This is a genomic window from Paraglaciecola hydrolytica (genome assembly GCF_001565895.1).
Taxonomy (GTDB): domain Bacteria; phylum Pseudomonadota; class Gammaproteobacteria; order Enterobacterales; family Alteromonadaceae; genus Paraglaciecola; species Paraglaciecola hydrolytica.
Window position 1 is genome coordinate 424,525 of sequence record NZ_LSNE01000003.1, and the last position, 24,918, is coordinate 449,442.

Genomic DNA, 24,918 nt, shown 5'->3' on the forward strand with positions numbered 1-24,918 from the left:
TTTGGAAAACTTACTATGAAGATAAAATTGCAATCAAAGGCCTTATTATTGCTAGGTAGCGTATTGCTAAGCACAAGCTTGCTGGCAAAACCACCACAGGTCGACATCACCATTAAAGCCAATGAACTAGGCAGCGTGCTAAATAAAGATATTTATGGCCAGTTTATGGAGCATCTGGGTCGTGGCATCTATGAAGGTATCTGGGTAGGCGAAGATTCATCTATTCCGAATAAAGATGGTTTCAGGTTAGATGTACTTACGGCCTTAAAAGAACTACAGGTGCCTTTACTACGTTGGCCTGGCGGTTGTTTTGCTGATGAGTACCATTGGCGTGATGGTATTGGTCCACGTGAATCGCGCCCCAAAACCGTTAACAGCAACTGGGGTGGCGTTATTGAAGACAATGCCTTTGGTACCCATGAATTTTTTGCCTTAGCCGAATTGCTGGGTGCTGACACTTATGTCAATGGCAATCTGGGTACAGGTACACCGCAGGAAATGGCTGACTGGTTGCAGTATATGACATCAGATGCTCCTACTACCTTGGTTGAGCAGCGCAAAGCTAATGGCCGTGATAAACCTTGGAAGTTGCATTATTTCGCTATTGGTAATGAGGCGTGGGGTTGTGGCGGTAATATGACCCCGGAGTTTTATACAAATTTGTATAACCAGTGGGCATCGTTTGCAAAAACGCCACAAGACAATCGTCCCATCATGATCGCTAGTGGTGGTACAGATGACTCAACTATCTGGGCTGAGACTTTATTAAAAGGGGTTAAACCCTCTTGGAATCTCAGAATGGACGGCATTAGCCATCACTATTACACCTTACCTACAGGCAAATGGGATGTAAAAGGCAGCTCTACAGGTTTTAATGAAGAACTATGGTTTTCTACCCTTGAACAAACATTAAGAATTGAAGATTTTATCAAAGCTAATGTGGCGATAATGGATGAACTGGACCCTGAGAAAAAAGTGGGTTTTTATGTGGATGAATGGGGCACGTGGTATGACGTAGACAAAGGCACCAATCCGGGCTTTTTATATCAACAAAACAGCCTTAGGGATGCCATTGTTGCGGGTTTGAACATTCATATCTTTAACCGTTATGCGGATCGCGTGACCATGACTAACATCGCGCAAATGATTAATGTATTACAAGCGATGATCTTAACAGACAAAGAAAAAATGGTGCTAACACCCACTTATCATGCCTTTAAAATGCATGTGCCGTTTCAGGATGCCAACTACCTGCCTATCAGTCTAAGTTCTCAACCAAGCTATCAATTAGATGGTAAAACTATCCCTGGCTTAAGTGCATCAGCAGCCAGAGCTAAGGACGGTAACGTCTATCTATCACTGGTTAATACCCAAACAAGCGAGTCCGTAGAGTTGAACTTAAGTGAAGTAAAACAAGTCACTGGCTGGTTATTAAGTGATGAAAAAATGGATGCCCACAATACCTTTGATAAACCCAACAATATTGCACCTGTCGCCTTTAGCGCCAAAGTGAAAAAGGGTAAGTCAGTAATAACGGTTCCGGCTAAATCATTGCTGGTATTAAATCTAGGTAAACTGTAATAGAAATGAGCCTGCGTAAGTTTACGCAGGCTTAGATAACACCGAGTTATGCTCAGCAAACCAATAAAAGGTGAGAGACAAGGCTCCAAAAACCACAAAGCCAATAGCTACTGGGGTAATAGTATCTTCAATAAAACTGCCAACTAATACGGCAGTGGGTACCGAAAACAAACTACTCATCGAACCAATAATCGCGGCACCTAAGCCCGCCATGTCACCTAAGGGTTGCATAGCCATTGAATTAACATTGCCAAAAACAATACCGATACAGAAAAACGCACAAAACAGCACAGTAACAAACTGCCACAAGGGCGGGATACCGTCATATATCAAGCACAATATAGTCAGTAAAATTGAAAAGATTAACCAACCAACCATGGCCCAGTTACACAGGGTACGCATGCCCAAACGCATGACCAAAGTACCGTTAATAAACGAGGCCAAACCTATCGAAAAGGCTAAAAGTGCAAAATACAGCGGAAACATTTCACCTGTAGCATAAACGTGCTGAAACAACGTTTGTGAGGCGCTGATATAAGCCAAAAATCCACCAAAGATCAAACCCATAGAAATGGTATAAAACATCACTAGTCTGTGAGTAAGAATAAACTTGCTCGAAATCCGCAGTTGTTGCCAGCTAAAAGGTTTACGTTTTTCTTTTGGTAAGGTTTCGGGTTGGCGCACAAAAAACCAAATGCCACTTAATAAACCTATGACTAAAAACGCCGAAAAAATATGATGCCAAGAAAACATAAACAAAATAGCTTGGCCAAAACTAGGCGCTAACATTGGCACCAAAATAAACACCATCATGATAAAAGACATGACTCGTGCCATGGCTTCGCCTTCGTATTGGTCACGAATAACTGCCAATGCTGCGATACGCGGTCCTGAAACGCCAAAAGCTTGAATGACTCGGCCAATCAGCATCACTGTTAGGGTTTCAGCAAACATGCAAACAATGGTACCAATGGCAAAGAAAATGAGACCCGAAATGATCGCATAACGGCGACCTTTACTATCTGAAACAGGGCCATAATAAAGTTGGCCAAAACCCATACCGATAAAAAAAAGTGACACAATAAGGTGGGTTTGTTGTGGGTCGGTAATGGCTAGATCAGTCGCGATTTGATCGAGTGCAGGCAGCATGGCGTCGATACTTAGGGCAACTAAGGAGGTCATCAATGCCATTAACGAGACAAACTCCACCAGACCTAAGGCAGGCTTGATTTTTCTTGTTTTTACCTTAATTGTTGATGACATTTGTTTGCACCCTATTTTTTGGACGCAAATTCTATCATCAAGATTTGCTGCTGCTTATAATTTTATTTGCTTTCATGCCAATGTTGTCTCTTTTACCTCTTAAAGCAACATGGCTTTTTGGCAACTAGGCTATTAACTAATTTGCCCTAAGGTTTTGGATCAGCAAATTTAATTGTTTTTGCTCATTGGTCAGAGTGAATAATTGCCCGTAGTCTTCTTCGGTTAAATCTGCGGTTTCCATGCCCATCAATCTTATAAGTTGTGGTGTGGTATTGCTGTGGCCAACAATCAGGATATGGTTTTCAGCTTTGATTTGTTCAGCGAAAAACGCAAGTTTTGCGGGATCGTAAATAATGATTTCCAATCCTCTTTCAGTCGCAAGTGGTGTGGCTGACTCTAAGGTTCGGTTGTATTGGGTAGAATAAATCTTGTTAAGTTTTTTACCCTTCAAGGCAGTAACCAGTGACTGTGCATTTTGTTGACCAAGTTCATTAAGATGAGGGTCATCGCCCGTTTGTTTTTCAAAATGGCGCACAAAATACCAAGTACTGTCTTGTGCTTGGCAACTCAATGCCAAAAAAAACATAGTGCATAAGGTGATAAGTTTAGTCATTCGCTTTGGCCAAGTCTTTTAAGCGACCATTACGTAAGCTGTATATCCAGCTATGTACCGTCAAATCTTGACCGCGTTTTATTGCATCTTTGATTATATTGTTGCGTCGCACATTGGCGGCTTGCTCAAGTACATTAAGCTCACATAAACGTGCACTTTTATCATGGTCGTTGAGCTCAGCCAATTCAGCACGATGTTTGTAGGCGATATCTTTAATATGCCCGAGCCAGTTATCAATCAGGCCAAATTGCTGGTCTTGCAAAGCCGCATCAATACCCCCACAACCGTAGTGGCCACAGACTATGACGTGTTTTACCTTGAGTACATCGACCGCATACTGAATTACCGATAAGCAGTTGAAGTCGGTATGCACCACTAAATTGGCAACATTACGATGGACAAAGATATCACCAGGAATTAAACCAACAATTTGATTCGCTGGAACTCGACTATCTGAGCAGCCAATCCACAAATATTCAGGTTTTTGGCGTTTGGATAAACGGTCGAAAAAATCTGGATCGGCTTCTTTAGTCGATTCTGACCAATTTTTATTATTTTCAAGTAAATCGTTAATATCGTTCATATACCCTCACTTTGTGCACGCAGTATAATCAATCAACTTGCTTGAACAAGTCCAACCATAGCGAATCAAACTGTGAGACTACTGTTAATCAAATCTTATCTTGGTCTAATGCTTGTTCTAATAACATGAGCTCTCGAGTAAAACGTTTAGCTCTACGGTTAGCCCACAGCCAAAATGGTGGGGTAAAAACAGCCAGAATGGCGAGAGAAATCAAGCCTTTTCTGACCGCGGTTTCTAGCACTACCTCGTCAAAATAAAACATGCCCACATAAAAAATAGCTATGGCTAATATCATCCATAAAGACATGTCGCGGTTAAGCTTGGCGATGCGGATATTACTTTTAAGTTGTTTTTTAAGTTGCTCTATGTAGGAGCCGGTACCCTCATTTGACCAGTTCAAGGCAAAACGTCGCAAATAGCTAAAATAAACGGCAGTGGCGCCCGCAAAAAAAGTCAGAATGGCCATCCATGTTTTGGCAAACAGCCCCATTTTATCAAAGGCAAAATAACACACCGCTACCATAAAAAGTACACCGACAAAATCGACAACAAAATACACACGTTGTTTGAGTTTGATATTAAGCCATTTTCGTTTTATTGACTCTATTCCAACAGATTCGGTTTGCTGTTGCTGCCACAAAGAATTAAGAGAGTTTTCGGCCGCATCAACTTCATGCTCTAAGGGTTTATCTGACATGAGCCATGGCCTCCATAATCACTTTTTTACTGCGGTTTAAAATAACACCCACATTGCTGAGCTGAATACCACAGACCTCGGCAATATCCTGATAACTCAGTCCTTCCATGGACAAGGTAACAATCTGTCTGGTTTGAATTGGTAATTTGCGTACTTCGTCGAGTAAGGTGTTGATCTGTTGCTGTTGTTGCATATGCGACTCTGAGTTTAGTGTCTGACTTTCACTAGCATGGGTTATTTCGCAATAGCTGTCATTACGTGGATATTTAGCGTGGTAAGCCACATGGCTGACGGCTTTATTGTGTGCCACGCGCAAAATATAAGTGAGTAAACTGCTGTCGCCTTTAAAGGTAGCCAGTGACTGCCATACGGCCAGTGAAATCTCCTGCAGTAATTCTTGGCGCAAATGATGATTAGCTTCATAGCTGGCCGCTACCCTGCCAAGCAAACCACTGTATTGCTGCAAAATCTGATTAAAATCCTGACTCAAAATACTTCCTGTCTCGCTCATTTTCATAAGTTACAGCTGCATAGTCTGCATGCTGCTAAAAAAATTACAAAATAGTTGTAATAAGTTTTAAAAGTGACGGACTAGTTAAGTACCAGTCATCACATTGTGGATGTTTTTGGCTTGATTAACTTCAGTTCTAACAACTTTTAAGAGGTATTTGATTATGGATAAATTACAATTGTTCTTAATGTTCGGTTCAATATTAGCCGCTGGTATTTTGATATCTTGGCTTGATCATACTAAAGGTTGGCAGTTCGCTGCTTGGTTCAACGGTGAAGTGACAAACCCCTTTAATAATCTAGATAAACCAATGCAACAGACTAAAACAGCAGATAAAGACCAAATTATCGCTCAATTAACCGAGCGCATTCAGGTACTGGAAAAAATTGTCACTGAGCCTGCCTATGAGCTTAATCAAAAACTGAATCGTTTATAAACCCTTCACCCTTGAAACTGCAGTGTTGTTGGCTGCTATCACTCACCGTGATTTGTAGCCAACATGGCACTTAGTGCAGCTAAGCTCATGGGGCTGAGTTCCTTTGCCGCCTAACTGCAATTCCAATGACTATGGGTCTAGTTCAACCTTGATGATGTGTACTGGTGGTGAATGCTGGTAATGGTATTTTGCCCATAGCAATGCCATTACCCACTAGTACGACACATACACCGATAATGGCTTCAAGATGCCATTGATAGCCCTCAAATACCGTGGATAAAATCAAGGCAACTATGGGGTAAACCAATACCACATAAGCTGATTTATCTGAGCCCATTTGTTTTACCAGTTTCATATAGGCGCCAAAAGCGAGCACTGAGCCAAACACTGACAAATACAACATGGACAGGTAATAAGCGGGGCTAGTAGGAACTCGCCACTCCACACCTTGGATCAAGGCGCAAGCCAAGATAAAAACCACGCCATAACTCATGGCCCAAAAGTTCATCTGAATAACCGGTGTACCGTGATCGAGAATGCGTTCAGAGACAACATTGCCTAAGGAGGCAAAGAAAAACGAGGTAAAGGCTAGCGCTATACCGATGAGTAACAAATGATCGGCTTTGATTTTGGCAAATTCAGGTAAAAAAATCAGCGTGATGCCTAACATGCCAAGACTAGCGCCAATAACCACCTCTCGACGCATGGGCTTTTTTAACAAAACTCGACGTAATACTACGTTGATGTACACCATGCATGAACTCATTACAGCGACGATGGCGCTGAGAATATATTGCTGACTATGGTAGAGCAGAGTGTAATCCAAAGCGTATAAACACAAGCCTGCCCCGGCCATTTTAAAATGGATATGACTAGGCAGGCCTAAGGATAATTTTCTAAAAAAACAAAATAAACCCAGAATAATGGCGGCCAGAGTAAAGCGCAGACCTACCGATATAATCGGGTCTACTTCACCAAATTGAAAGGTAATAGCTAGCCAGGTAGAGCCCCAAATTAACACTACGACTGCGAATAAACTGGAATTAGACAAGGAAATGTTTCTCAGGAAAATATAAGTATTTGAGTTTAGCAAACGCGGCTTTATCTGCCTATGGAATGCTAAACCCGTTATTTGTTGTGCCTTGTAGGGTACTGGTAATTAAGTTAGATGGGGGGCTATACTGGCACTCTATTTTACTTATTAAAATCTGCTTAATTATGAAGAAGATAGCCCTCTTTATTAGTTTGCTGTTGTTGCTCTTAGCTGGCGTATTAATGTATCGAGCCGTCACCGTTTTCAGTGACACTCAGTTTCAGGTAACTGAGGCGCTTGTTCCTCAGGAACTTGATGAAAGTCAGGTCGTCTCTCGTTTTAGTCAGGCTATCCAGATCCCGACCATTTCCTATGATGATCGCAGCCAGTTTGACCATCAGGCTTTTAGTGATTTTCATGCCCATTTGGCTAAGTCATTCCCGTTAGTCAGCCAATATACTCAGCAAACCCGCATCGCTGACTACAGTGTGGTGTATCACTTGGTAGGTCAAAACACCGCGCTTAAACCTGCTTTGTTTATGGGTCATATGGATGTGGTGCCCATCGAAGAAGCCAGCTTAGCCGATTGGCAACAAGAACCTTTTAGCGGTGCGGTCAAAGACGGTGTTATTTGGGGACGTGGCACCATTGACGACAAAGTGAGTGTGCTGGCGTTAATGGAATCCATGGAGCTGTATTTGGCTCAAGGTCATCAACCTCAGCGCAGTATCTATTTTGCCTTTGGTCATGATGAAGAGGCCGGTGGAGATGGCGCCAAAGCGATTGCTGAACACTTTGCCCAACAAAACATTCAGTTTGAATTTATCCTTGATGAAGGTGGTGTAGTCACTGACGGTATAGTACCCGGCGCTCCACAACCTGTGGCTCTGGTCGGTGTGGCTGAAAAGGGTTTTGTTAATTTTCATCTTAGCGTCAAGGGTGAAGGTGGTCACTCATCACAACCACCGGATCACACTGCGGCGGGTATCATAGCGCAGGCGGTAGTAGACATAGAAAATCATCCCTTTACAGCCAAACTTGATTTTTTTGCTATGATGTTTGAAAAAATTGGTTTTGCCATGCCTCTGAATAGCCGCCTGCCTTTAGCTAATTTGTGGCTGTTATCACCCGTAGTAGAACAGGCATTACTGGCCAAACCTAGCTCCGCGGCAAGCATGCGTACCACGACAGCGGTGACAATGTTGCAAGGTAGTAATAAATCCAATGTATTACCCACAGTGGCAAGTGCCGTGGTGAATTTTAGAATTTTGCCCGGTGATACTATTGCCAGTATTCGCGCTCATTTGATCAAGGTAATTGATAATCCTTTGGTGCAAATAGAAGCACACTTGGCCAATGAAGCGTCGGCCCTTTCACCTACTAATGCCTTAGGATTTGAGTTAATAGAGAGCACTATCAGGCGTTTAGATGATAACGTGTTAGTTAGTCCTTACCTAGTTCAAGGGGCAACAGATTCAAGACATTTTCAAGCTCTATCTAAAAATATCTATCGTTTTATGATGGTGAGTTTAAATCCTACTACTTTAAAACAGTTTCATGGTGTGAATGAACAGATTAGTGTCAAAGACTATTTGCAGGCTATTCAGTTTTATTACGCTATGGTTAAACAAAGCGCTGAGGGTTAAGCTTTTTCAGCGTAAAAACATAAAAACAAGGAAACGACATGTTTAATCTTAAAAGCAGCACCCTAGCTGCGATCATCGCTGGCTGTGTATTCAGCCCCGCTTTATTAGCTAATACCAAGGTATTGCACATTGGCAATTTATTAGCCGTACCGGGTAAAGCGGTTAAATCTGAGCAAACAGTGGTATTAAAGGATGATGTTATCTCCGTCATTGTGGATGGTTATCAGGATCCTGCTAAATATGGGGAAGATGCTGAATACATCGATCTAAAAAATCGCTTTGTTATGCCCGGTTTGATGGACATGCACGTGCATTTACAGTTTGAGCTTGGTCCTAAAAATGACAGCGAAAACTTAAAAATGTCTGACCAATTGGTCGAAATGCGCTCACTGATGTTTGCTATGCGCACCTTAAAAGCAGGTTTTACCACAGTGCGTGATGTAGGCTCCATGAGCCAAGAAATGTACGCCATGCGTGATGCGATCAATAACGGCTGGGTAGATGGCCCACGTATAGTTGCCGCTGGTGGTGTTGGTATTACCGGTGGCCATGCTGATGTAAGTGGGCTTAAACCCGATCTTATGGAGCTTTATACCAGCCCCACTATCTGTGATGGCCCTTATGATTGTCGCCGTGCTACTCGCGATGCCATTAAATACGGCGCCGATTTAATTAAGATCACCTCGACAGGTGGGGTTTTGACTGATCGTGCCACCGGCACGGGTCAACAAATGGAAATGGACGAGTTAAAAGAAGTGGTGTTAGCCGCTAAACGTATGGGCCGTAAAGTAGCCAGCCATGCTCACCAAGAGGACGGGATTATTGCTGCACTTGAAGCTGGTGTGGACAGTATTGAACACGGTAGTTATGCCGGCGACAAAGCCATTAAGTTGTTTAAAAAAACCGGCGCCTATTTAGTACCTACGCTTTTAGCTGGGCATACCGTAGTAGAAATGGCTAAAAATTCTGATTTTATGAGCCCAGCAATCAAAGAAAAAGCCATTAAAGTCGGTGGTGATATGCAAGGTAATTTAGGGCGCTCATACAAAGCCGGAGTTAACATCGCTTTTGGGACTGACAGTGGTGTTTCTCAGCACGGCACTAACGCCTATGAAGCTGTTCTTATGGTAGAGGCAGGCATGAGTCCTATGGATGTCATTAAGTCGGCGACTGTGAATGGCGCAGACTTATTGGGCATGAGCAAGAGTATAGGTAGCATAGAAGTCGGTAAACAAGCCGATATTATTGCCACTGATGGCTCGCCCTTGGATGATATCAAACAATTATTGGATGTGGATTTTGTAATGAAAGGCGGCAAGGTTTTTGTGAAAAAATAGGCTGCAGAAAGAGTAAGAAAAAAGGGATGTGACGCAAGTCAGCATCCCTTTTTTATTCAAGATTAGGATTTTATAAAGAGTTTATTATTTTTAGCGTATAAACAAGTTAGTACAAACAATACAAAAGTAAGTGGCACAAACACCAATTCAAACTGTTCAGCTAACAGACTGCGATATTTTACCGACCAAAATAATGCAAAAAAGCAATGGGCTGTTAGCAAAAATCCGCACCAGAAATTAATCAACTTAGCCCATCTAGCCTGGTGTAAAGCAAACCAAGCTAAATTACCAAATATCACTGCCATTACCAAAATGACGCTAGGAATAATGTAGTGTTGGCCGATGATAAAGGTTTGCAGTACCGCAAAGCTAGCCAGCAGCGCCAACAAGGCCATAAACCAATCCAAGGTAGTACTAAAGTTGAATCGCATGTTGTCTTCCTAATTGTCCGGTTTAAAATTAATTTCAGGCCTGCAGATTATTCTGGAAAACCTGCACAATGTTTCGCCTCGACACCTGTGTCATACCAAGCAGGGCGTTCGCTCCAAAATATATTATCACTCGGTTGAATGTTGGGCTCTCCATCTAAGCTACCCGCTGGCACAATCAGCGCCTTACCACTTTTATTTAAAAAGGGTAAACCACAGCCGCATTGGGTGCAGAATACCTTGGTAAAATTGCGATCAGGGTATTCAAAACGTTTGGTAAGCTCAGCACCACTGGTCCATTGAATATTATCCGGATCGGTGAACAGATTAGCCACATGGGCCGAGCCCGAAATTTTTTGACATTGTTTACAATGGCATAGATAAAAACGTTTAAAAGTATTGTTCAGGGTAAATGTAACTGCGCCACATAAACAACTACCACTAATTGTATTTTTCATCTGATGTCGTCCTAAGTTACCTTGTTATTAAGTTAAACGTACTGAGTTTATAAACTACAAATCAAACTGCAATTGTTTGCTATTTTGTGCCATGAGTTGGTTTGCTGCGAGTTTATGCAAAATATGTATACAGGCAAGTATGGCCTCTGGTAAAGGTTGCTTGGTAGAGGCGATTAATTCACTTTTTAAACGGTTATTAAGCGGTCGTTTAGGTTTAATGGTGCTTGCTGTGTAACGCCGTTTTTGACTGGGTTTTAACATCTTAAGATTAGTGAAAATAGCTAGATGATCGAGCAACTGGGTGGCAAAAAACAAAGTGCTAACTAGCAAGGCTTTTTGAGCTGTTTTTTGCAACCAAGCAACAGTGGTCAACTCAAGTTCGTGGAAGGGATTATAGATAGACTCTTTAACCACCACCAAGACATCGATAACAGGGTGTTGGTGTAAATCAAATACCTGCAACTTTTGCTGTGAGCTTATTAATGTAGTGCAATTTTTAAATACAAAAAACAACTGGTAATCACTAGGTAAGGGCTTGTTTAATAAGTCTTGGCTAAGGTCATTTATACACAGTTCAATATCAAACTCTTGGTAATACTCGTGTATATAGATACCAATATTCATCAATTAATACCCGTTAAACAATAAGTTCTGCAAGATGGTTTATGGCTACAACGTGCTCAGGTGGCTTTAGCTGCTGTGGATTATACCAAATGGCATGTAAACCTTGAGCTAATGCGGGATAAATGTCCTTAGCTAACGAGTCACCCACCATAATAATGTGTTGAGCTTCGACTTTTAATTCATCAACAATGTGCTTATAAAAAGCCGGCTCAGATTTGTCGTATCCTACAGTGCGATAGCAAAAAATATTGTTTAGATATTGGCTTAAACCTGCTCTTTGCAGGGCTAAACGAATTTGTTCGAGGTTGGAGTCGCGGGCATTGGTGGCTAAATGACATGTTGCATTAAGACTTAAACGGCGCAAACACTCTACTGCGCCGGGTACTATTTCGATATGCGGCCAATCACACATTGGCCCTGTTTGATTGGGAAAATCCACCATCAAGGTATCACCCCAGTCAAACAGGTAATGTTGTTTGGACATTAAGCTTAGCCTAACTTAACTGCGTACTTCACCTTCACCCAAGACAATAAACTTCTCAGTGGTCAATGATTCAGCCCCCATAGGCCCATAAGCATGCAGTTTGCTGGTAGAAATACCAATTTCAGCGCCAAGGCCTAACTCACCACCATCAGAAAAACGCGAAGAGGCATTAGCCATGACCACGGCTGAATTGATGCGGCGGATAAACGCCTGCGCTTTTGAATAATCCTGAGTAGCGATCACTTCGGTATGACCAGAGCCATAATTTTCAATATGCTCAACCGCTTGTTCATAATCGTCTACCACGCGGATGGCTATTTCCATCGCAAGGTATTCTGCATGCCAATCGTCTTCTGTGGCGGCAGTGGCGTTTTCAAAATAGCCAATACTTTGTTCACAAGCATGTATTTTGACTTGGTGTTTTGCTAGTAAAGCGGCGGCTTTAGGTAAATAAGTTGCAGCAATGTCTTTATGGACTAACAAGGTTTCCAGAGAATTACAGGCACTGGTGCGCTGGGTTTTGCCATTTTCTAACAAGTTTAGGGCTTTAGTTTCGTCTGCGGCACTGTCCACATATAAATGGCACACGCCTTTAAAATGTTGGATCACAGGAATACGGCTGTTTTCACTAACAAAACGAATTAAACCTTCGCCACCACGAGGGATAATCAAGTCGACATATTGATTAAGTGTCATCAACTCGTTCATCACTTTACGGTCGGTATCAGGCACTACTACAACAGCAGCTGGGTCGATATTGTGTTTTTTAAGCGCCAGTTTAATGGATTCAGATAAAGCTAAATTAGAATGCAGTGCCTCTTTGCCACCACGTAAGATCACTGCATTTCCGGCTTTTAAACACAGGGCTGCAGCATCGATAGTCACATTAGGACGTGACTCATAAATCATCGCGATGACGCCCAAAGGGATACGCATTTTGCCAACTTGAATACCACTGGCCATACGCTGAATATTAGAGATAGAACCGACTGGATCAACTTGTGCGGCGATTTCTAAGACCGCATTGGCTATGCCTTTAATGCTTTGTGGATCAAGACTTAAGCGATCTAACATCGCTGCATCTAAGCCATTCTTTTTACCCTCATCCAGGTCTATTTTGTTGGCTGCAAGTATGCTGGGAGTCTGTTCTAAGAGTGAATTGGCGATGTCAGTCAGCAGCGTGTTTTTTTGCACGGAAGAAAGATTGGCGACTTGACGGGCTGCTTTTTGCGCTTGAGCGGCAGCCTGAGAAATAGAAAATGACATAGATATTCCTTATATTTGATCTTGTATAAAACAGGATCGATTGGTGAGACAAAAACTGTTTACGTCTTTGTCTCTTAGAGCAACACTAAATCATCGCGGTGTACGGCGGCTTCACCGACCGAATAACCCAGAGTTGCCTCAATTAAATTGCTTTTAAGACCTTTAATACTGACTAAATCACTGGCGTTGTATAATACCAGTCCCTTGGCAATCACTGTTTGATTGCACTCAATATTAACCGCTTCGCCAGCCACAAAGTTACCTGCCACAGCCGTGATTCCTGAGGGTAACAGCGAAGCGCCTTTTTCTAACAAGGCCCGTTTGGCCCCTTCATCGATAATGATACTGCCCTTGGTTTTTAAACTATGTTTAAGCCAAGCATCTCGGGCACGTTCACGGTTTTCAGTGGGAACAAAAAGGGTTCCGGTTAATTGGCCTGCGGCTAAACTATCAAATACCTTAGCATCACGACCATTCACGATGAGTGTTTGAATGCCACTTTTTACACATTTTTCAGCGGCCTGAATTTTGGTTTGCATGCCACCAGTACCGACTGCACTACCTGCGCCACCAGCCAACTGATGAATTTGCGGCGTAATTTCGCGCACCTCACTGATCAACTTAGCTTGTGGGTTAGTGCGTGGATCGGCATCAAATAAACCATCAATATCCGAACAAATTATCAGCGTGTCAGCTTGTGCAACTAAAGCCGTATAAGCTGCTAGGTTATCATTATCGCCAACTTTTAGCTCGGCTGTTGCCACAGTATCGTTCTCATTAACTATGGGCAAAGCCTTGTTTTTCAAGAGTTCTCGCAGGGTATTCTTAATATTAACGTACCGAGTGCGGTTATGTAAATCGTCGGCAGTGAGCAATATTTGTGCACAATCAAAGTCAAAAAGAGAGGCCCAGTTGGCCATCATGTGAGTTTGTCCAATCGCGGCCATGGCCTGCTTTTCAGCGATAGAAGGGCGATGTTTATGGGCGATTTTACTGCGGCCGGCAGCCACACTGCCCGACGAGACTAAAATGACTTCTTTACCTTGTTGGCGACTGCTGCAAATAAATTTTGCAATAGCGCTTAAATATAAGGTGCTGCATTGATTGTCTGGCGCAATCAAACTGCTTCCTACTTTAATTACAGCACGTTTCCACACAAAGCCAGCCATTACTCTCTCCTGAATTTTCAACCTGCATGAGATTACGACAATCCGTTTATTTCACAAGCCTTTGTAGTTATAAGCTATGGCGTATTTTATGGGTTTAACTTGGTCGATTTTACCATATCTAAGATATCTTTGTGGTTGCATACCAAAAGCGGAATCTTTGGTAAAGACACGGATATTCTGGATTGAAGAGAGACTCAAACTCAGTTTAGTGATTACCTTAACCAAGGTTTTTATTTGTTTAGCGGTGATAACCAGCCTTTACCATTAAAAATGGTTGGGTACGAAGCAAACGCAAGTTTTTCTGGGTTTATCAAGAAACCGAGTAACCCGCCAAATTAGCCAATATGGTAGTGCGTAACTATGCCCTGCGCGATATCAGGCCCTTGCAAGTCAATACCATCAATATCGAAGGCAAGGGCGATCTACAAACCCTGACCTTTAGCGATTCGGTAAAGTTACTTAAAGTCACCTTTAATACTTAACATTCATCTTGTAACTCCTTGTTAGCTATCAAGGAGTTAGTGGGTTTCAACAGGCTGTTTATAAGCCTTGGTACCCCATAAAGGGACTGTCGATAAACTATGTTTAAAGCTACCTGAAGTTTCTTTGGTAGAATAAGACACATACATCAAGGTTTGTGAACGGGGATCAAAGATTCGTCTAATCTTCATATTCTTAAAAAATACGCTTTTTGACTTTTTAAAGACCACCTCACCAGCTTGCGACATATCAATTGCACTTATCATCTCAGCGGTAATTTCACCGGTTTGCCGACACGCAATCGAACTGTCAGAGGGATCGGAAAAACTTAAATCTGCTTCGATACTGGCCACGTGGCAGGTTACGCCAGTAACAATGGGATCAACTAATATATTGAGTTTAATATCCTGAGTGGTAAATAAACCTAGGGAAATATCACCTACTTCATTGTTATCACAAGCGCTAAGCATGAGTGAAACTCCCAGTACTAATAGCATTTTTTGCATGATTATGTTCTCCGTTATAGTCGAGATTTAGATGGTCTCGATACTGTTTTCTGCTACTTCTAGTACTTGCTTTGAAGCTTTGTGCAGTAATAATAGCCCTAATCCACTTGCAATTAGCGCGACTAAAAGACTGTAATCTAGCCAAGTAGGTAATGACAAAAATAGCATAGCTGCTAATAGACTTAAGTGTTTAAGCCATTCCAACCAAGGTGCGAAACTACGTTTTTCAAGCATTGTACCAGTGCTGTAGCTGGCATAAAGTACCCATAACACCAAAGCGACTTGTTGGTAAATAAGCAAATTATTAATATTAAGCATCAATAACAAAGCGATAAAAGTGGTTAAGCTATGTTGTAGCAAACAATACAACTTGCTACTTGTTGTTAAAGGAATATCAAATTTTTCAAACTGGGTTAAATCCGTTTTTGTTATCGGGTGAGTCTCTGTAACATCGCTAGGGCGCCAGCCAGTGCGACCCAACCATACCCGACATTTATCGCCCCAGTTTTTGGTATGCCAGCTATCCAAACAAAGCTGCTTATAAACCTGAACGTTAGCATAAAGTGGATTCCAACTTTTTAATGATGTACGCAGGCCAAAAATCACAGGCTCTTCATCAAGTTCTTCTTGAAACGATCCAAACAACCTATCCCAAATAATAAACACACCACCATAATTGCGGTCTATGTATATACGGTTTTGGGCATGATGCACTCGATGATTCGAGGGGCTGACAAATATCCATTCAAACCAACCAAGTTTGCTTACATGTCGAGTATGCACCCAAAATTGATAAATTAAATTCAGTGAGCCCACCGAAATCAACACAAGCGGGTCAATGCCTAACAAGGCCAGTGGCAAGTAAAACACCCAACTAAAAATACTACTGCTTGATTGACGTAAAGCCGTGGTGAGGTTGTATTCTTCACTTGAGTGGTGCACGACATGGGCTGCCCACAAAAGGCTCATTTCATGGCCTAAACGATGATTCCAGTAATAACAAAAATCGTATAAAACAAAAGCAATTATCCAAACTAAGGCCGAGTCAGCGAGTTGAAAAAGGGCAAAATTTTCATGGATAAATACATAGAGTGTTAAGGGGATCAGCGCTTTAACAATGTCAATCATGCGGCTAAGTACACCGGCACTCAAACTATTGATGGCATCATTAGTACGGTAATAGTCGGTTTTTCGAACTTTCTCTAATACTAATTCTATTGCTATCAGTATAAAAAATAAGGGTATTGCATATAAAATTAAACTCATGGATACACCTAGTTTCTGTTGCCAGAACCTTAAACCAATCTTTGCTGTCAGATAGCAGTCTATTCTTCGTGACATATAAGATCCAGAATTGCCTATTAAATCTCTTATGTGACATAAATTTTTTAGTAGGGAACCAAACCTTTAATAACTTGCCATATCATTTTAGCCAGATTTTAAGTAGGCTAAGGTTTCAATTTGGCTCTAGTTAATTTTGCAAGGAGTTGTTATGAGCGAAGAAAACAATAAGTCTTTAGTACCGCATTTTACGATTGGGGCTGTTGTGCTGGTTGTGCTCGCAGCTCTTATCTTTTGGCCTTCAGAGCCAGAACCACTGTCAGTGGTAGCGGAGGTTCCACCAATGGTTGTACCTGAAACGGTAGAGCCGATTATTGATGAGCCGCTTGAAACCACCCTGTTAGATGAGACTGAAAATAATACAGAGGCTAAGCCTCAACCTATACCCGAAGTTGCACCACAACCTTTAGATACTAGCGATGGTACGGTCAAAACCAAACTATTACAGTTATCAGATTACGACTCTTTTGCCCGTCTTATCATTGATGATGCCTTGTTAGAACGTTTTGTGGTGATGACCAATAATCTCGCCGAAGAAGAAATATCAGGTAATAACCGAGTCTTGGTGCCGCTAGATAAACCTTTTCGTACTTATCAACAAGCAGATAAACAATGGATAGATCCTGCAAGTTTCAAACGTTATAGCCCTTATGTTGACGTGCTTGCTTCGCTCGAAACCCAGTCTTTGTTGCAACTGTATGCAGAATATAAACCCGCTATTGATGATATTTTTGCCGAAATCAGTAGCCCTTCCGCTACTTTTAATGGAAAACTAAAACAGGCTATCGATATTTTGTTAGATACACCTGAAATCCCCATGCCAGTAGAAGTGTATACAGATAGCGTTATGTTTAAGTTTGCTGATCCGCAGCTTGAGTCTTTGTCTGCGCCACAAAAACAGTTGTTACGCACTGGGCCGGAGAATATGCGCCGTATTAAAGCTAAGTTAAGAGAGATTAAAGAGGCCTTGTAATGGCCAACTTTGATTTAAATAAACTACAAGGCGCGATACCGCAGCCAAAAGGGGCTCAGCACAAAAACGCTTTACCACCCATTGAAAGCTGGGATCCGCCATTTTGCGGTGATATTGACCTCATCATTAAACATGATGGCAGTTGGCATTATATGGGCACTCCCATTGGACGGATTGCCTTAGTGAAATTGTTTGCCAGCGTATTAAAACGTGAGGCCGAACAATATTTTCTATTAACGCCGGTAGAAAAAGTGGGGATTCAGGTTGTTGATTCCCCATTTTTAATTACCCAATGGCAACAAAAACAACAAGATCTCATCTTTACCACTAACCTTGACGATAGTTTTGTTGTTAGTAGTCAAAATCCCATTCAACTCATGCTTGATAAAGTGACAGGTGACCTATTACCTTATGCCTTGGTGCGTCGTAATTTATGGGCAAGATTACATCAAAACGTATTTTATCAGCTGGCAGAATTAGGTTCTGAACAATTGATAAAGGGGGAGCCTCATTTGATGGTCACCAGTGCAGACCAGAATTTTAGCTTAGGTCGTTGTGGCTAATACGTTTTAAAAGTGGTGAAAAATAAACCACCATAGTTGTTGATAATAATTCTCATTTGTATTAACTTGATTTTAATCAAGGAGAATTATAATGACACACCGTTTTTTATGCGCCAATCACAGGCAGTGGTTACAGAGTAATCCTGCTGCCGCTAATGCCCATTTTGCCGATACTCAAGACACTGGGCAGTGGTACCGCGAACAAGGTTTATGGCAACAAGCTTTGCCTTACGTGGGCTGTGCTTATGAAACAGCAGAAATAGTCTTGACTTTACAAGCCAGAGATAAAGCCACATGCGTAATTAATTTCACTTCTTGTGCCATTTTATTGGCCGACACTTGGCATAAAGCGGGGGAGCACGCCAACAGCAGTGAAGTATTGCGTAATGCCCAGCAAAGATTAGTGCCAGAACATACCCTGTGTTACCAACAACCAGTAATTCAGGACTGCATCAGGGACTGTATCAAAGCATTGGCAAGAGGTGAGCAGTTTAAACAAGACCTTTACTTGAACAGCAACGACTCACGTTTGAGTCATTGATGCAGATTGCTTGAGCTCATGTCGAATTTTTCCCCGATTAAAAACGAACAGGAAAATTTTATTGAAATTCAGATACGCACATCTGTTTTAGCTAAATTACTGGAACAGCACAAATTGTGTGCTGAAGATCTACACTGCCAAAATCGGCAAGATAAAAACGCACTACTGAAACTCTTATTACAGTCGGTCAGGTTTTGATAACTCCACTGTGCCGCTCATATGTGTGTTGTTTGTATTTTTGATTAAGCGTCAAGGCCAATCAAAAAAGGTCGCTTAGCGACCTTTTTTAATGACATAACGATAGGGGCTTTGCACCGCATCACTCGCAACCAACTGATGATCCATAAAACGGCAAAAACTTGGTATGTCACGCGTGGTAGAGTGGTCATCTGCGGTGACTAACAACGTTTCACCAATGTCCATTTCACGAATTTTCAAACGCACCATCATTACTGGCTCAGGACAGCGCAAGCCTAAAGCATTTAGTTGATGATCTGTTTGCTCAAATGCATCTGTGGTCACTGACACTCGGTGTTATATCCCGTAAGTTGCGCGATATTGTTTTATGTTGGCCAGATGTTCGGCCATGTCATCACGATCAGTTAGGTAATTTATCAGCTCACCTAAACTGATTATGCTAACCACTTTAGTATTAAAATCCCGCTCTACTTCTTGGATTGCAGACAATTCACCTTGCCCACGTTCTTGACGGTCAAGGGCGATCAAGACTCCCGCTAACTGAGCATTGTTGGCTGCTATTAATTGCATAGATTCGCGGATCGCCGTACCAGCAGTAATCACATCATCCACTAACATAATTTTACCTGCCAGTGGGCTACCCACTAAATTACCGCCTTCGCCGTGGGTTTTGGCTTCTTTGCGATTAAAACAATAAGGTTTATCTACCCCATGTTTATCGGCTAGGGCGACAGCAGTGGTGGTCGCAATCGGAATGCCTTTATAGGCAGGGCCAAATAATACGTCATATTCAATAGCAGAACGCTGCAGAGCTTGAGCATAAAACTGGCCTAATTTGGCCAAGTCACCACCGGTATTAAATAAACCGGCATTAAAAAAATAGGGGCTAGTGCGCCCTGATTTAAGGGTAAACTGCCCAAACTTTAATACATTGCGCGCCAAAGCAAATTCAATAAATTCGCGCTGATAATCGTACATCCCAACTCCTACTGCGGTATTTTTGTCTCTATTCGTTTATGTAGCTATTCAATCATGGAACTTATTAGTTTAATGCTAGTTTTTGCTCATCAAACAATTCACGTAAACCGTGTTTTGCTAGTTCCAACATATCTTGCAATTCTTCAAAGCTAAAAGGTTCTGCTTCCGCAGTACCTTGTACTTCGATCAATTTACCGGTATCTGTCATAACGATGTTCATATCTGTTTCTGCCGCAGAATCTTCAATGTATTCAAGATCAGCAATGGCATTGCCTTTATAAATGCCTACTGATAAGGCGGCAATCATATGTTTTATCGGATTGGTTTTGATAATGCCTTTAGCGCGCATCCAAGTTAGTGCATCGGCTAAGGCCACACAGGCTCCGGTAATTGAAGCGGTACGAGTACCACCATCAGCTTGAATAACATCACAATCTACAACTATGGTGTTTTCACCGAGCATTTTTAAGTCAACCGCCGCGCGAAGAGAGCGAGCAATCAAACGTTGAATTTCAAGAGTACGTCCACCTTGTTTACCTCTAGCGGCTTCACGCTCAGAACGAGTGTGAGTAGCGCGGGGCAACATACTGTATTCTGCAGTAACCCAGCCTTTACCTTGGCCCTTCATAAAACGCGGTACCCCTTCAGTGACCGAGGCATTGCACAATACTTTGGTATTGCCAAACTCAATCAACACTGAGCCTTCAGCATGACAAGTATAATGACGGGTAATAGTAACGGGACGGATCTGGCTTGCTGTTCTGCCGCTTGGACGCATGTTTAACTCCATTAAAATAAGAGGCAGAATTATAACCATAAACCTCGTTTAGTGGGTGAGTTTTTGCCTTGTATTGTTTTGCTTGTTGCCAAAACCTGCGATTTGGAGGTTTTCCTTCTCGCGCATTAATCCTACATAGTTATAATGGCAGGACTAAAACCGCAGGAAGAAATGCATGATTTACAGTATGACAGCCTTTGCCCGTCGTGAACGCAAAGCCGATTGGGGTACCGCAGTATGGGAAATTCGCTCTGTTAACCAACGTTTTCTGGAAACTTACTTTAGATTACCCGAACAATTTAAAAGTATGGAGCCGGTATTACGTGAGCGTTTTCGTACCAGCTTACAGCGTGGTAAGGTTGAATGTTCGCTGCGGTTTGTGACCAATGAAGCCGCGGTTGGCAAGCTGAGCTTGAACGAAGCTTTAGCTAAACAAATCATGCATGCCGCAGATTGGGTGCAATCACACGGCCAATCAACAGGGGTAAACCCATTAGATGTTCTACGTTGGCCAGGGGTTATTTCTGCAGAAGAGGCCGATATGGATGCCATTCAAGCTGAGGTTTTGGCCGAATTTGACTTAAGTTTAAAAGACTTTATGACTTGTCGTGCCACCGAAGGTAACAATTTAAAAGACTTAATCACCCAACGTTTGGATGCCATCAGCCACGAAGTTGAAAAAGTTATTGTCCACATGCCTGAAGTCATCAAATGGCAAAAAGAGAAAATTCTTAATCGTTTTGAAGAAGCCAAAATTGATTTAGATCCCACACGCATCGAGCAAGAAATGATCATGCTGGCGCAAAAAGTTGATGTAGCCGAAGAATTAGATCGCCTCAAATCCCACGTTGGCGAAACTCGTAATATCCTTAAAAAAGGCGGTGCTGTCGGGCGTCGTTTAGATTTTATGATGCAAGAGTTTAATCGTGAGTCTAATACCCTAGGCTCTAAATCCATCAATATTGAGATCACCCAATCAGCTGTTGAGTTAAAAGTCTTAATTGAACAGATGAGAGAACAGATCGCGAATATTGAATAATGGCCGTAAACCACTAAGTACAACTACTTACCGACGTTTTTAACCAAAATTGTTATAAAGTTGTAATTATTATTGATTATTGCTTTATGTTATTGTACTTTATCGATTGATGACAACGCTGTCACCAATTCTAAGTTCAAAAGATGCTGCGTTGTCATTTTAATTATAATTAGTTTCTAGCCCGTATTGTTCAAAATATGAACCCTATAGGTTACGTAACTATTATTTTCTAATCAAAATGACAACGCTGTCAGTATAGACACGGGGAACACTATGAAAACGTCCAGAATTAATAAAATTACACGAGGAATTAAACTCGCCTGCGTAGTTGGTACTGCAGTTGGTTCAGTTTCTTTTGGCAACGCCTATGCACAAGAAACACAAACCGATGAAAGCGCTGTTGAAGTCATTCAAATTAGTGGTATTCGTGGTAGTTCGGTAGCCAGTATCAACGCTAAACGTTTTGCTACGTCTCAAGTAGATGGTATCGCAGCAGAAGATATCGGCAAATTACCAGACATTACTATTGCTGATTCATTACAACGTATTTCTGGTATCCAGATTGAGCGTACTGCTGGTGAAGGTGGTCCTGTCGCAATTCGTGGTTTGCCACAAGTTGATACCACCATGAACGGTGAAGTATTCCTTAGCGCTACCACAATTGATTCTTCTGGCGCTGACTACGGTGATCTTCCTTCACAGTTATTTGCTGGTGTTGATGTATTTAAATCTGCAGAAGCAAAACATTCTGCAGCAGGTATCTCAGGCTCTATTGATCTTAAAACTCGTCGTCCCTTTGACTTAGATGAAGGTTTGACTTTATCTGGCGGCGCTGAAGTTACTCAAGGTTCAATCAGTAAAGAAACTGACCCTACTTTAAACGGTTTAATCAGCTATAACGCTGAAAAATGGGGCGTTTTATTTGCTGCAGTAAAAACGGAAGTAAACCTAGCCACAGATTATAACGGTTATTTTGATACTTCAGAAAACGGTGGTATCGGTGCGGCTAACAATAACTTTACATGGGGACCAAATCCTCGTGGTGAAGAAGTACGCCACGTTGTTCCTCAAGGATTCGCTGCTTTCAACAAAGCAGAAGAACGCAAACGTAATGCTTTCCAATTTTCTGCTCAAGCAGATTTAGGTGAAGGTTTTACGTTAACCGCTGATTATTTTTACACGGACCAAGAACGTTTTAATAACCGTCGTGGTTTTTCACAAAACAACCGTTGGTATACATTCAATGACTACGCCTACCCAACTGCTAATGGCTGGACAGGTGATACCTTTACTGATGCTGATGGTGCTCAGTGGGGTGGAGTCAATGCTTTTGATATGACATCTTGGCGTATGCAGTCTTTTACTCAGGTTAACATTAATGAGGAAAAGTCTAGAAACTTCAATTTGCAGTTAGATTATGACAATGGCGGCGCTTTAACCGGTCAAGTACGTATGACTCGTGCTAAAGCTACAGCCACTATGCGTCATGGTTATGGCGAAGGCGACATGCTAAGCATCGATTCAGGCACCTTGGTAACAGGCCCTGGCCAATTTTCACAAGGTGAAAATTGTACCAATGGAGAAGCCATTGTGGGCGCTAATGGCGGCTGTTTTGCGCAGTTTGCGCCAGGTGGAATTCAAGATCAATTTATCCTGTCTTATGACGCTTCAGGTGCCCATCCGGTATTCAGTGGTTTTGATCAGATGGTTGATGGTGGCAAAGGTTCTCGTTCTGTTGCCGCTTATATGGCTGACTTAGATTCTTACCATATCGGTGCTTTTTCTTCTGAAGGCAATACTGACGACACAGGTGAAATCAATACTTTCAGCACAAAGTGGAATTATCAACTTGATGATAGCGAATTTATAACCAGCGTTGATTTTGGTATTCGTTCTAGTGAACGTCTAGTTGACCACGACCAATTTACCTATACATCTGAGTTTGGTGATGGCTGTGATATAGCTCAGTGGAAAGCCGTTGACCAATATATCAATACCGCCGGTTGTGAAGGCAATCCTGCTGCTGGTGAGTATTTAGCTGTAGATACTGAGTTTGATGGCGCAACTATTGCTGCTGGTACTTGGATGCCTTACACCTTATTACCTCCTACCCGTTTAGACGAACATACTACGGTGTCTTGGCAAACTAACTTTGGTGGCGTAAGCGGTATTCCTGGAGTGTGGTCTATCGACCCTGAAAACTTCCGTGACCCACGTCAATGGCATCTAGATACCTTTGGTAATGTGGCTCGTACTGAAAACGGTGGCGCGACTTATGACGTGCAATTGAACGAAGTGACTGCCTTTGCACAAGCAAACTTTGAGTTTGGCATTGTCAGCGGTAACTTTGGCATGAAGGTAGTCGATACCGACCTTTATGTTAAACAAAACACTGTAGGTGCTAACTTACCTCACTCTGGTTTAGGTCCAGATACTGGTGATACGGTGACTGAGCGTTCTTATACTGATTATTTGCCCTCATTAAACGTGGCAGTTAAAGCCAGTGAAGACGTCATTTTACGTGGTGCTTACTCTAAAAACATGCAAGCTCTTAACTTAGCAGCGTGGGGTGGTGGTAAAACCGTAGGTATGTCTATCGAAGGTGACTGTAACTGCTTACGTGTTAATAGTGGTAACTTGTCAGGTAACCCAGGTTTAAATCCTTGGCGTTCAGATAACTTCTCATTGAGTGCCGAATGGTACGTAGGTGAGGCAACAATGGCCTATGTTTCTACTTATAAAATCGATATCGAAAGCTTTACTCAAAGTGGAACGATTATGGTTGATGAGCCAGATCCAGATGGTATCCGTCGTGGTCCATGGCCTTTCACTACACAAGTACAAGGTGAAGGTGGTGATGTTTCTGGTTTTGAAGTGGGCACTAAATTAGCGTTTAGCGATTTAACTGATGTTAACTTCTTAGCTAACTTAGGTGTTGATGCTAACTACACATACAGCAGCAGCTCGCAAGAAGCTAAAGACGTTAAAGGCGATGACTTGCCCTTCGTTGGTATGTCTAAAGATGTGTATAACTTTGTTGTATGGTACGAACAAGAAGACTTTTCTGCTCGTTTGGCTTGGAACTCACGTAGTCCACGTTTAATTACTCAAGGTGGCGCAGCCGTAGGCGGTCAGTCTTTGTATCAAGATGATTATTCGCAACTTGATTTAAGCTTCAACTATACGGTTAACGACAACGTTAGTGTTTACATTAACGGTTCAAACATAACCAAAGAAATTCAACAGACTTATTTAGAATTCCCTGACCAAAAAGCGTTTCAAAATGAATACGAAGCGCGTTGGACTCTAGGTACTCGTGTAAGTTTTTAAGGTCTTTTGTGTGACTGGTTAGGCTTAGCTTAACTACTTTCGATCCGCCGCACTTGTGTGGC

The 24,918-nt window shown here is 42.1% G+C and carries 27 protein-coding genes; 10 read left to right on the plus strand and 17 right to left on the minus strand.

The genetic code is table 11. The annotated features are described in order from the left end of the window. The first annotated feature begins 15 nt into the window (after positions 1-15). Positions 16-1,581, plus strand: a complete 1,566-nt coding sequence (locus AX660_RS04425) for an alpha-N-arabinofuranosidase (protein WP_068373105.1) — start codon at positions 16-18, stop codon at positions 1,579-1,581. 21 nt (positions 1,582-1,602) lie between these two features. Here the strand turns inward: AX660_RS04425 and AX660_RS04430 are convergent, their stop codons facing one another. The 5 genes from AX660_RS04430 to AX660_RS04450 form a co-directional block, all read right to left on the minus strand. Further along, the gene (locus AX660_RS04430) at positions 1,603-2,844 is read right to left on the minus strand and encodes a multidrug effflux MFS transporter (protein ID WP_068373108.1); all 1,242 of its coding nucleotides are present in this window, start codon (positions 2,842-2,844) and stop codon (positions 1,603-1,605) included. Between the two features lie 136 nt (positions 2,845-2,980). Then, positions 2,981-3,457 (minus strand): histidine phosphatase family protein, encoded by a 477-nt coding sequence (locus AX660_RS04435; RefSeq protein ID WP_068373112.1) that lies wholly within the window; start codon positions 3,455-3,457, stop codon positions 2,981-2,983. Beyond that, positions 3,450-4,040, minus strand: coding sequence for a carbonate dehydratase (gene can / locus AX660_RS04440; RefSeq protein ID WP_068373115.1), 591 nt, complete (start codon positions 4,038-4,040; stop codon positions 3,450-3,452). Before can ends, AX660_RS04435 begins: the two co-directional genes overlap by 8 nt. A gap of 88 nt (positions 4,041-4,128) precedes the next feature. Then, on the minus strand, positions 4,129-4,737 hold the full coding sequence (locus tag AX660_RS04445; RefSeq protein WP_068373118.1) for a hypothetical protein: 609 nt from the start codon (positions 4,735-4,737) through the stop codon (positions 4,129-4,131). After that, positions 4,727-5,254, minus strand: coding sequence for an RNA polymerase sigma factor (locus tag AX660_RS04450; RefSeq protein WP_235594651.1), 528 nt, complete (start codon positions 5,252-5,254; stop codon positions 4,727-4,729). Before AX660_RS04450 ends, AX660_RS04445 begins: the two co-directional genes overlap by 11 nt. A gap of 157 nt (positions 5,255-5,411) precedes the next feature. Here AX660_RS04450 and AX660_RS04455 point away from each other — a divergent pair, with 157 nt between their 5' ends. After that, positions 5,412-5,684, plus strand: coding sequence for a hypothetical protein (locus tag AX660_RS04455; protein WP_068373121.1), 273 nt, complete (start codon positions 5,412-5,414; stop codon positions 5,682-5,684). 142 nt (positions 5,685-5,826) lie between these two features. Here the strand turns inward: AX660_RS04455 and AX660_RS04460 are convergent, their stop codons facing one another. Beyond that, a complete protein-coding gene (locus tag AX660_RS04460) occupies positions 5,827-6,735 on the minus strand; it encodes a DMT family transporter (RefSeq protein WP_068373124.1) in 909 nt (302 codons plus the stop codon). Between the two features lie 167 nt (positions 6,736-6,902). On the opposite strand from AX660_RS04460, the gene AX660_RS04465 reads away from it, so the two are divergent. Together AX660_RS04465 and AX660_RS04470 are read left to right on the plus strand one after the other, a co-directional pair. Next, positions 6,903-8,363: a M20 family peptidase gene (locus AX660_RS04465; protein WP_068375180.1), complete on the plus strand. Its 1,461-nt coding sequence runs from the start codon at positions 6,903-6,905 to the stop codon at positions 8,361-8,363. 38 nt (positions 8,364-8,401) lie between these two features. Next, positions 8,402-9,700 carry a metal-dependent hydrolase family protein gene (locus AX660_RS04470; RefSeq protein WP_068373127.1) on the plus strand — a complete coding sequence of 433 codons (1,299 nt, stop codon included), beginning with the start codon at positions 8,402-8,404 and terminating at the stop codon, positions 9,698-9,700. A 62-nt stretch (positions 9,701-9,762) separates the two neighbouring features. Here the strand turns inward: AX660_RS04470 and AX660_RS04475 are convergent, their stop codons facing one another. The 6 genes from AX660_RS04475 to proB form a co-directional block, all read right to left on the minus strand. Beyond that, positions 9,763-10,131: a hypothetical protein gene (locus AX660_RS04475; RefSeq protein ID WP_068373130.1), complete on the minus strand. Its 369-nt coding sequence runs from the start codon at positions 10,129-10,131 to the stop codon at positions 9,763-9,765. A gap of 47 nt (positions 10,132-10,178) precedes the next feature. Next, a complete protein-coding gene (locus tag AX660_RS04480; protein WP_068373133.1) occupies positions 10,179-10,586 on the minus strand; it encodes a GFA family protein in 408 nt (135 codons plus the stop codon). Positions 10,587-10,640: 54 nt separating this feature from the next. Next, the gene (locus AX660_RS04485) at positions 10,641-11,210 is read right to left on the minus strand and encodes a hypothetical protein (RefSeq protein ID WP_068373137.1); all 570 of its coding nucleotides are present in this window, start codon (positions 11,208-11,210) and stop codon (positions 10,641-10,643) included. A gap of 13 nt (positions 11,211-11,223) precedes the next feature. Next, entirely contained in the window at positions 11,224-11,694 is a 471-nt protein-coding gene (locus tag AX660_RS04490; protein WP_068373140.1) for an HAD family hydrolase, read from the minus strand. Between the two features lie 15 nt (positions 11,695-11,709). Continuing rightward, positions 11,710-12,960, minus strand: a complete 1,251-nt coding sequence (locus AX660_RS04495) for a glutamate-5-semialdehyde dehydrogenase (protein ID WP_068373142.1) — start codon at positions 12,958-12,960, stop codon at positions 11,710-11,712. A 74-nt stretch (positions 12,961-13,034) separates the two neighbouring features. After that, entirely contained in the window at positions 13,035-14,129 is a 1,095-nt protein-coding gene (proB, locus tag AX660_RS04500; protein ID WP_068373145.1) for a glutamate 5-kinase, read from the minus strand. A 344-nt stretch (positions 14,130-14,473) separates the two neighbouring features. Here proB and AX660_RS23160 point away from each other — a divergent pair, with 344 nt between their 5' ends. Continuing rightward, the gene (locus AX660_RS23160; protein WP_157884304.1) at positions 14,474-14,611 is read left to right on the plus strand and encodes a hypothetical protein; all 138 of its coding nucleotides are present in this window, start codon (positions 14,474-14,476) and stop codon (positions 14,609-14,611) included. Between the two features lie 36 nt (positions 14,612-14,647). Here AX660_RS23160 and AX660_RS04505 read toward each other — a convergent pair whose 3' ends face one another. Both AX660_RS04505 and AX660_RS04510 read right to left on the minus strand, forming a co-directional pair. Then, positions 14,648-15,115, minus strand: coding sequence for a CreA family protein (locus AX660_RS04505; protein ID WP_068373148.1), 468 nt, complete (start codon positions 15,113-15,115; stop codon positions 14,648-14,650). A gap of 27 nt (positions 15,116-15,142) precedes the next feature. Then, a complete protein-coding gene (locus AX660_RS04510) occupies positions 15,143-16,381 on the minus strand; it encodes a sterol desaturase family protein (protein WP_068373151.1) in 1,239 nt (412 codons plus the stop codon). Positions 16,382-16,607: 226 nt separating this feature from the next. Here AX660_RS04510 and AX660_RS04515 point away from each other — a divergent pair, with 226 nt between their 5' ends. From AX660_RS04515 to AX660_RS04525, 3 genes are all read left to right on the plus strand, one after another. Then, a complete protein-coding gene (locus tag AX660_RS04515; protein ID WP_068373154.1) occupies positions 16,608-17,429 on the plus strand; it encodes a DUF3014 domain-containing protein in 822 nt (273 codons plus the stop codon). Next, the gene (locus tag AX660_RS04520) at positions 17,429-17,992 is read left to right on the plus strand and encodes a DUF1285 domain-containing protein (RefSeq protein WP_082768736.1); all 564 of its coding nucleotides are present in this window, start codon (positions 17,429-17,431) and stop codon (positions 17,990-17,992) included. The genes AX660_RS04515 and AX660_RS04520 overlap by 1 nt, the downstream gene beginning before the upstream one ends. 91 nt (positions 17,993-18,083) lie before the next feature. Continuing rightward, complete coding sequence (locus AX660_RS04525) at positions 18,084-18,533, plus strand: hypothetical protein (RefSeq protein ID WP_068373157.1); 450 nt, start codon at positions 18,084-18,086, stop codon at positions 18,531-18,533. A gap of 273 nt (positions 18,534-18,806) precedes the next feature. Here the strand turns inward: AX660_RS04525 and tusA are convergent, their stop codons facing one another. The 3 genes from tusA to rph all read right to left on the minus strand — a co-directional run bounded on the left by tusA (position 18,807) and on the right by rph (position 20,487). Next, positions 18,807-19,055, minus strand: a complete 249-nt coding sequence (gene tusA / locus AX660_RS04530; protein ID WP_068375189.1) for a sulfurtransferase TusA — start codon at positions 19,053-19,055, stop codon at positions 18,807-18,809. A gap of 12 nt (positions 19,056-19,067) precedes the next feature. Then, positions 19,068-19,709, minus strand: a complete 642-nt coding sequence (pyrE, locus tag AX660_RS04535) for an orotate phosphoribosyltransferase (RefSeq protein WP_068373160.1) — start codon at positions 19,707-19,709, stop codon at positions 19,068-19,070. Between the two features lie 64 nt (positions 19,710-19,773). Next, a complete protein-coding gene (gene rph / locus AX660_RS04540; RefSeq protein WP_068373163.1) occupies positions 19,774-20,487 on the minus strand; it encodes a ribonuclease PH in 714 nt (237 codons plus the stop codon). 175 nt (positions 20,488-20,662) lie between these two features. Between rph and AX660_RS04545 the strand changes: the two genes are divergently transcribed. Both AX660_RS04545 and AX660_RS04550 read left to right on the plus strand, forming a co-directional pair. Continuing rightward, a complete protein-coding gene (locus tag AX660_RS04545; RefSeq protein ID WP_068373166.1) occupies positions 20,663-21,526 on the plus strand; it encodes a YicC/YloC family endoribonuclease in 864 nt (287 codons plus the stop codon). 273 nt (positions 21,527-21,799) lie between these two features. Beyond that, the gene (locus tag AX660_RS04550; RefSeq protein WP_068373169.1) at positions 21,800-24,856 is read left to right on the plus strand and encodes a TonB-dependent receptor; all 3,057 of its coding nucleotides are present in this window, start codon (positions 21,800-21,802) and stop codon (positions 24,854-24,856) included. The last annotated feature ends 62 nt before the right edge of the window (positions 24,857-24,918 follow it).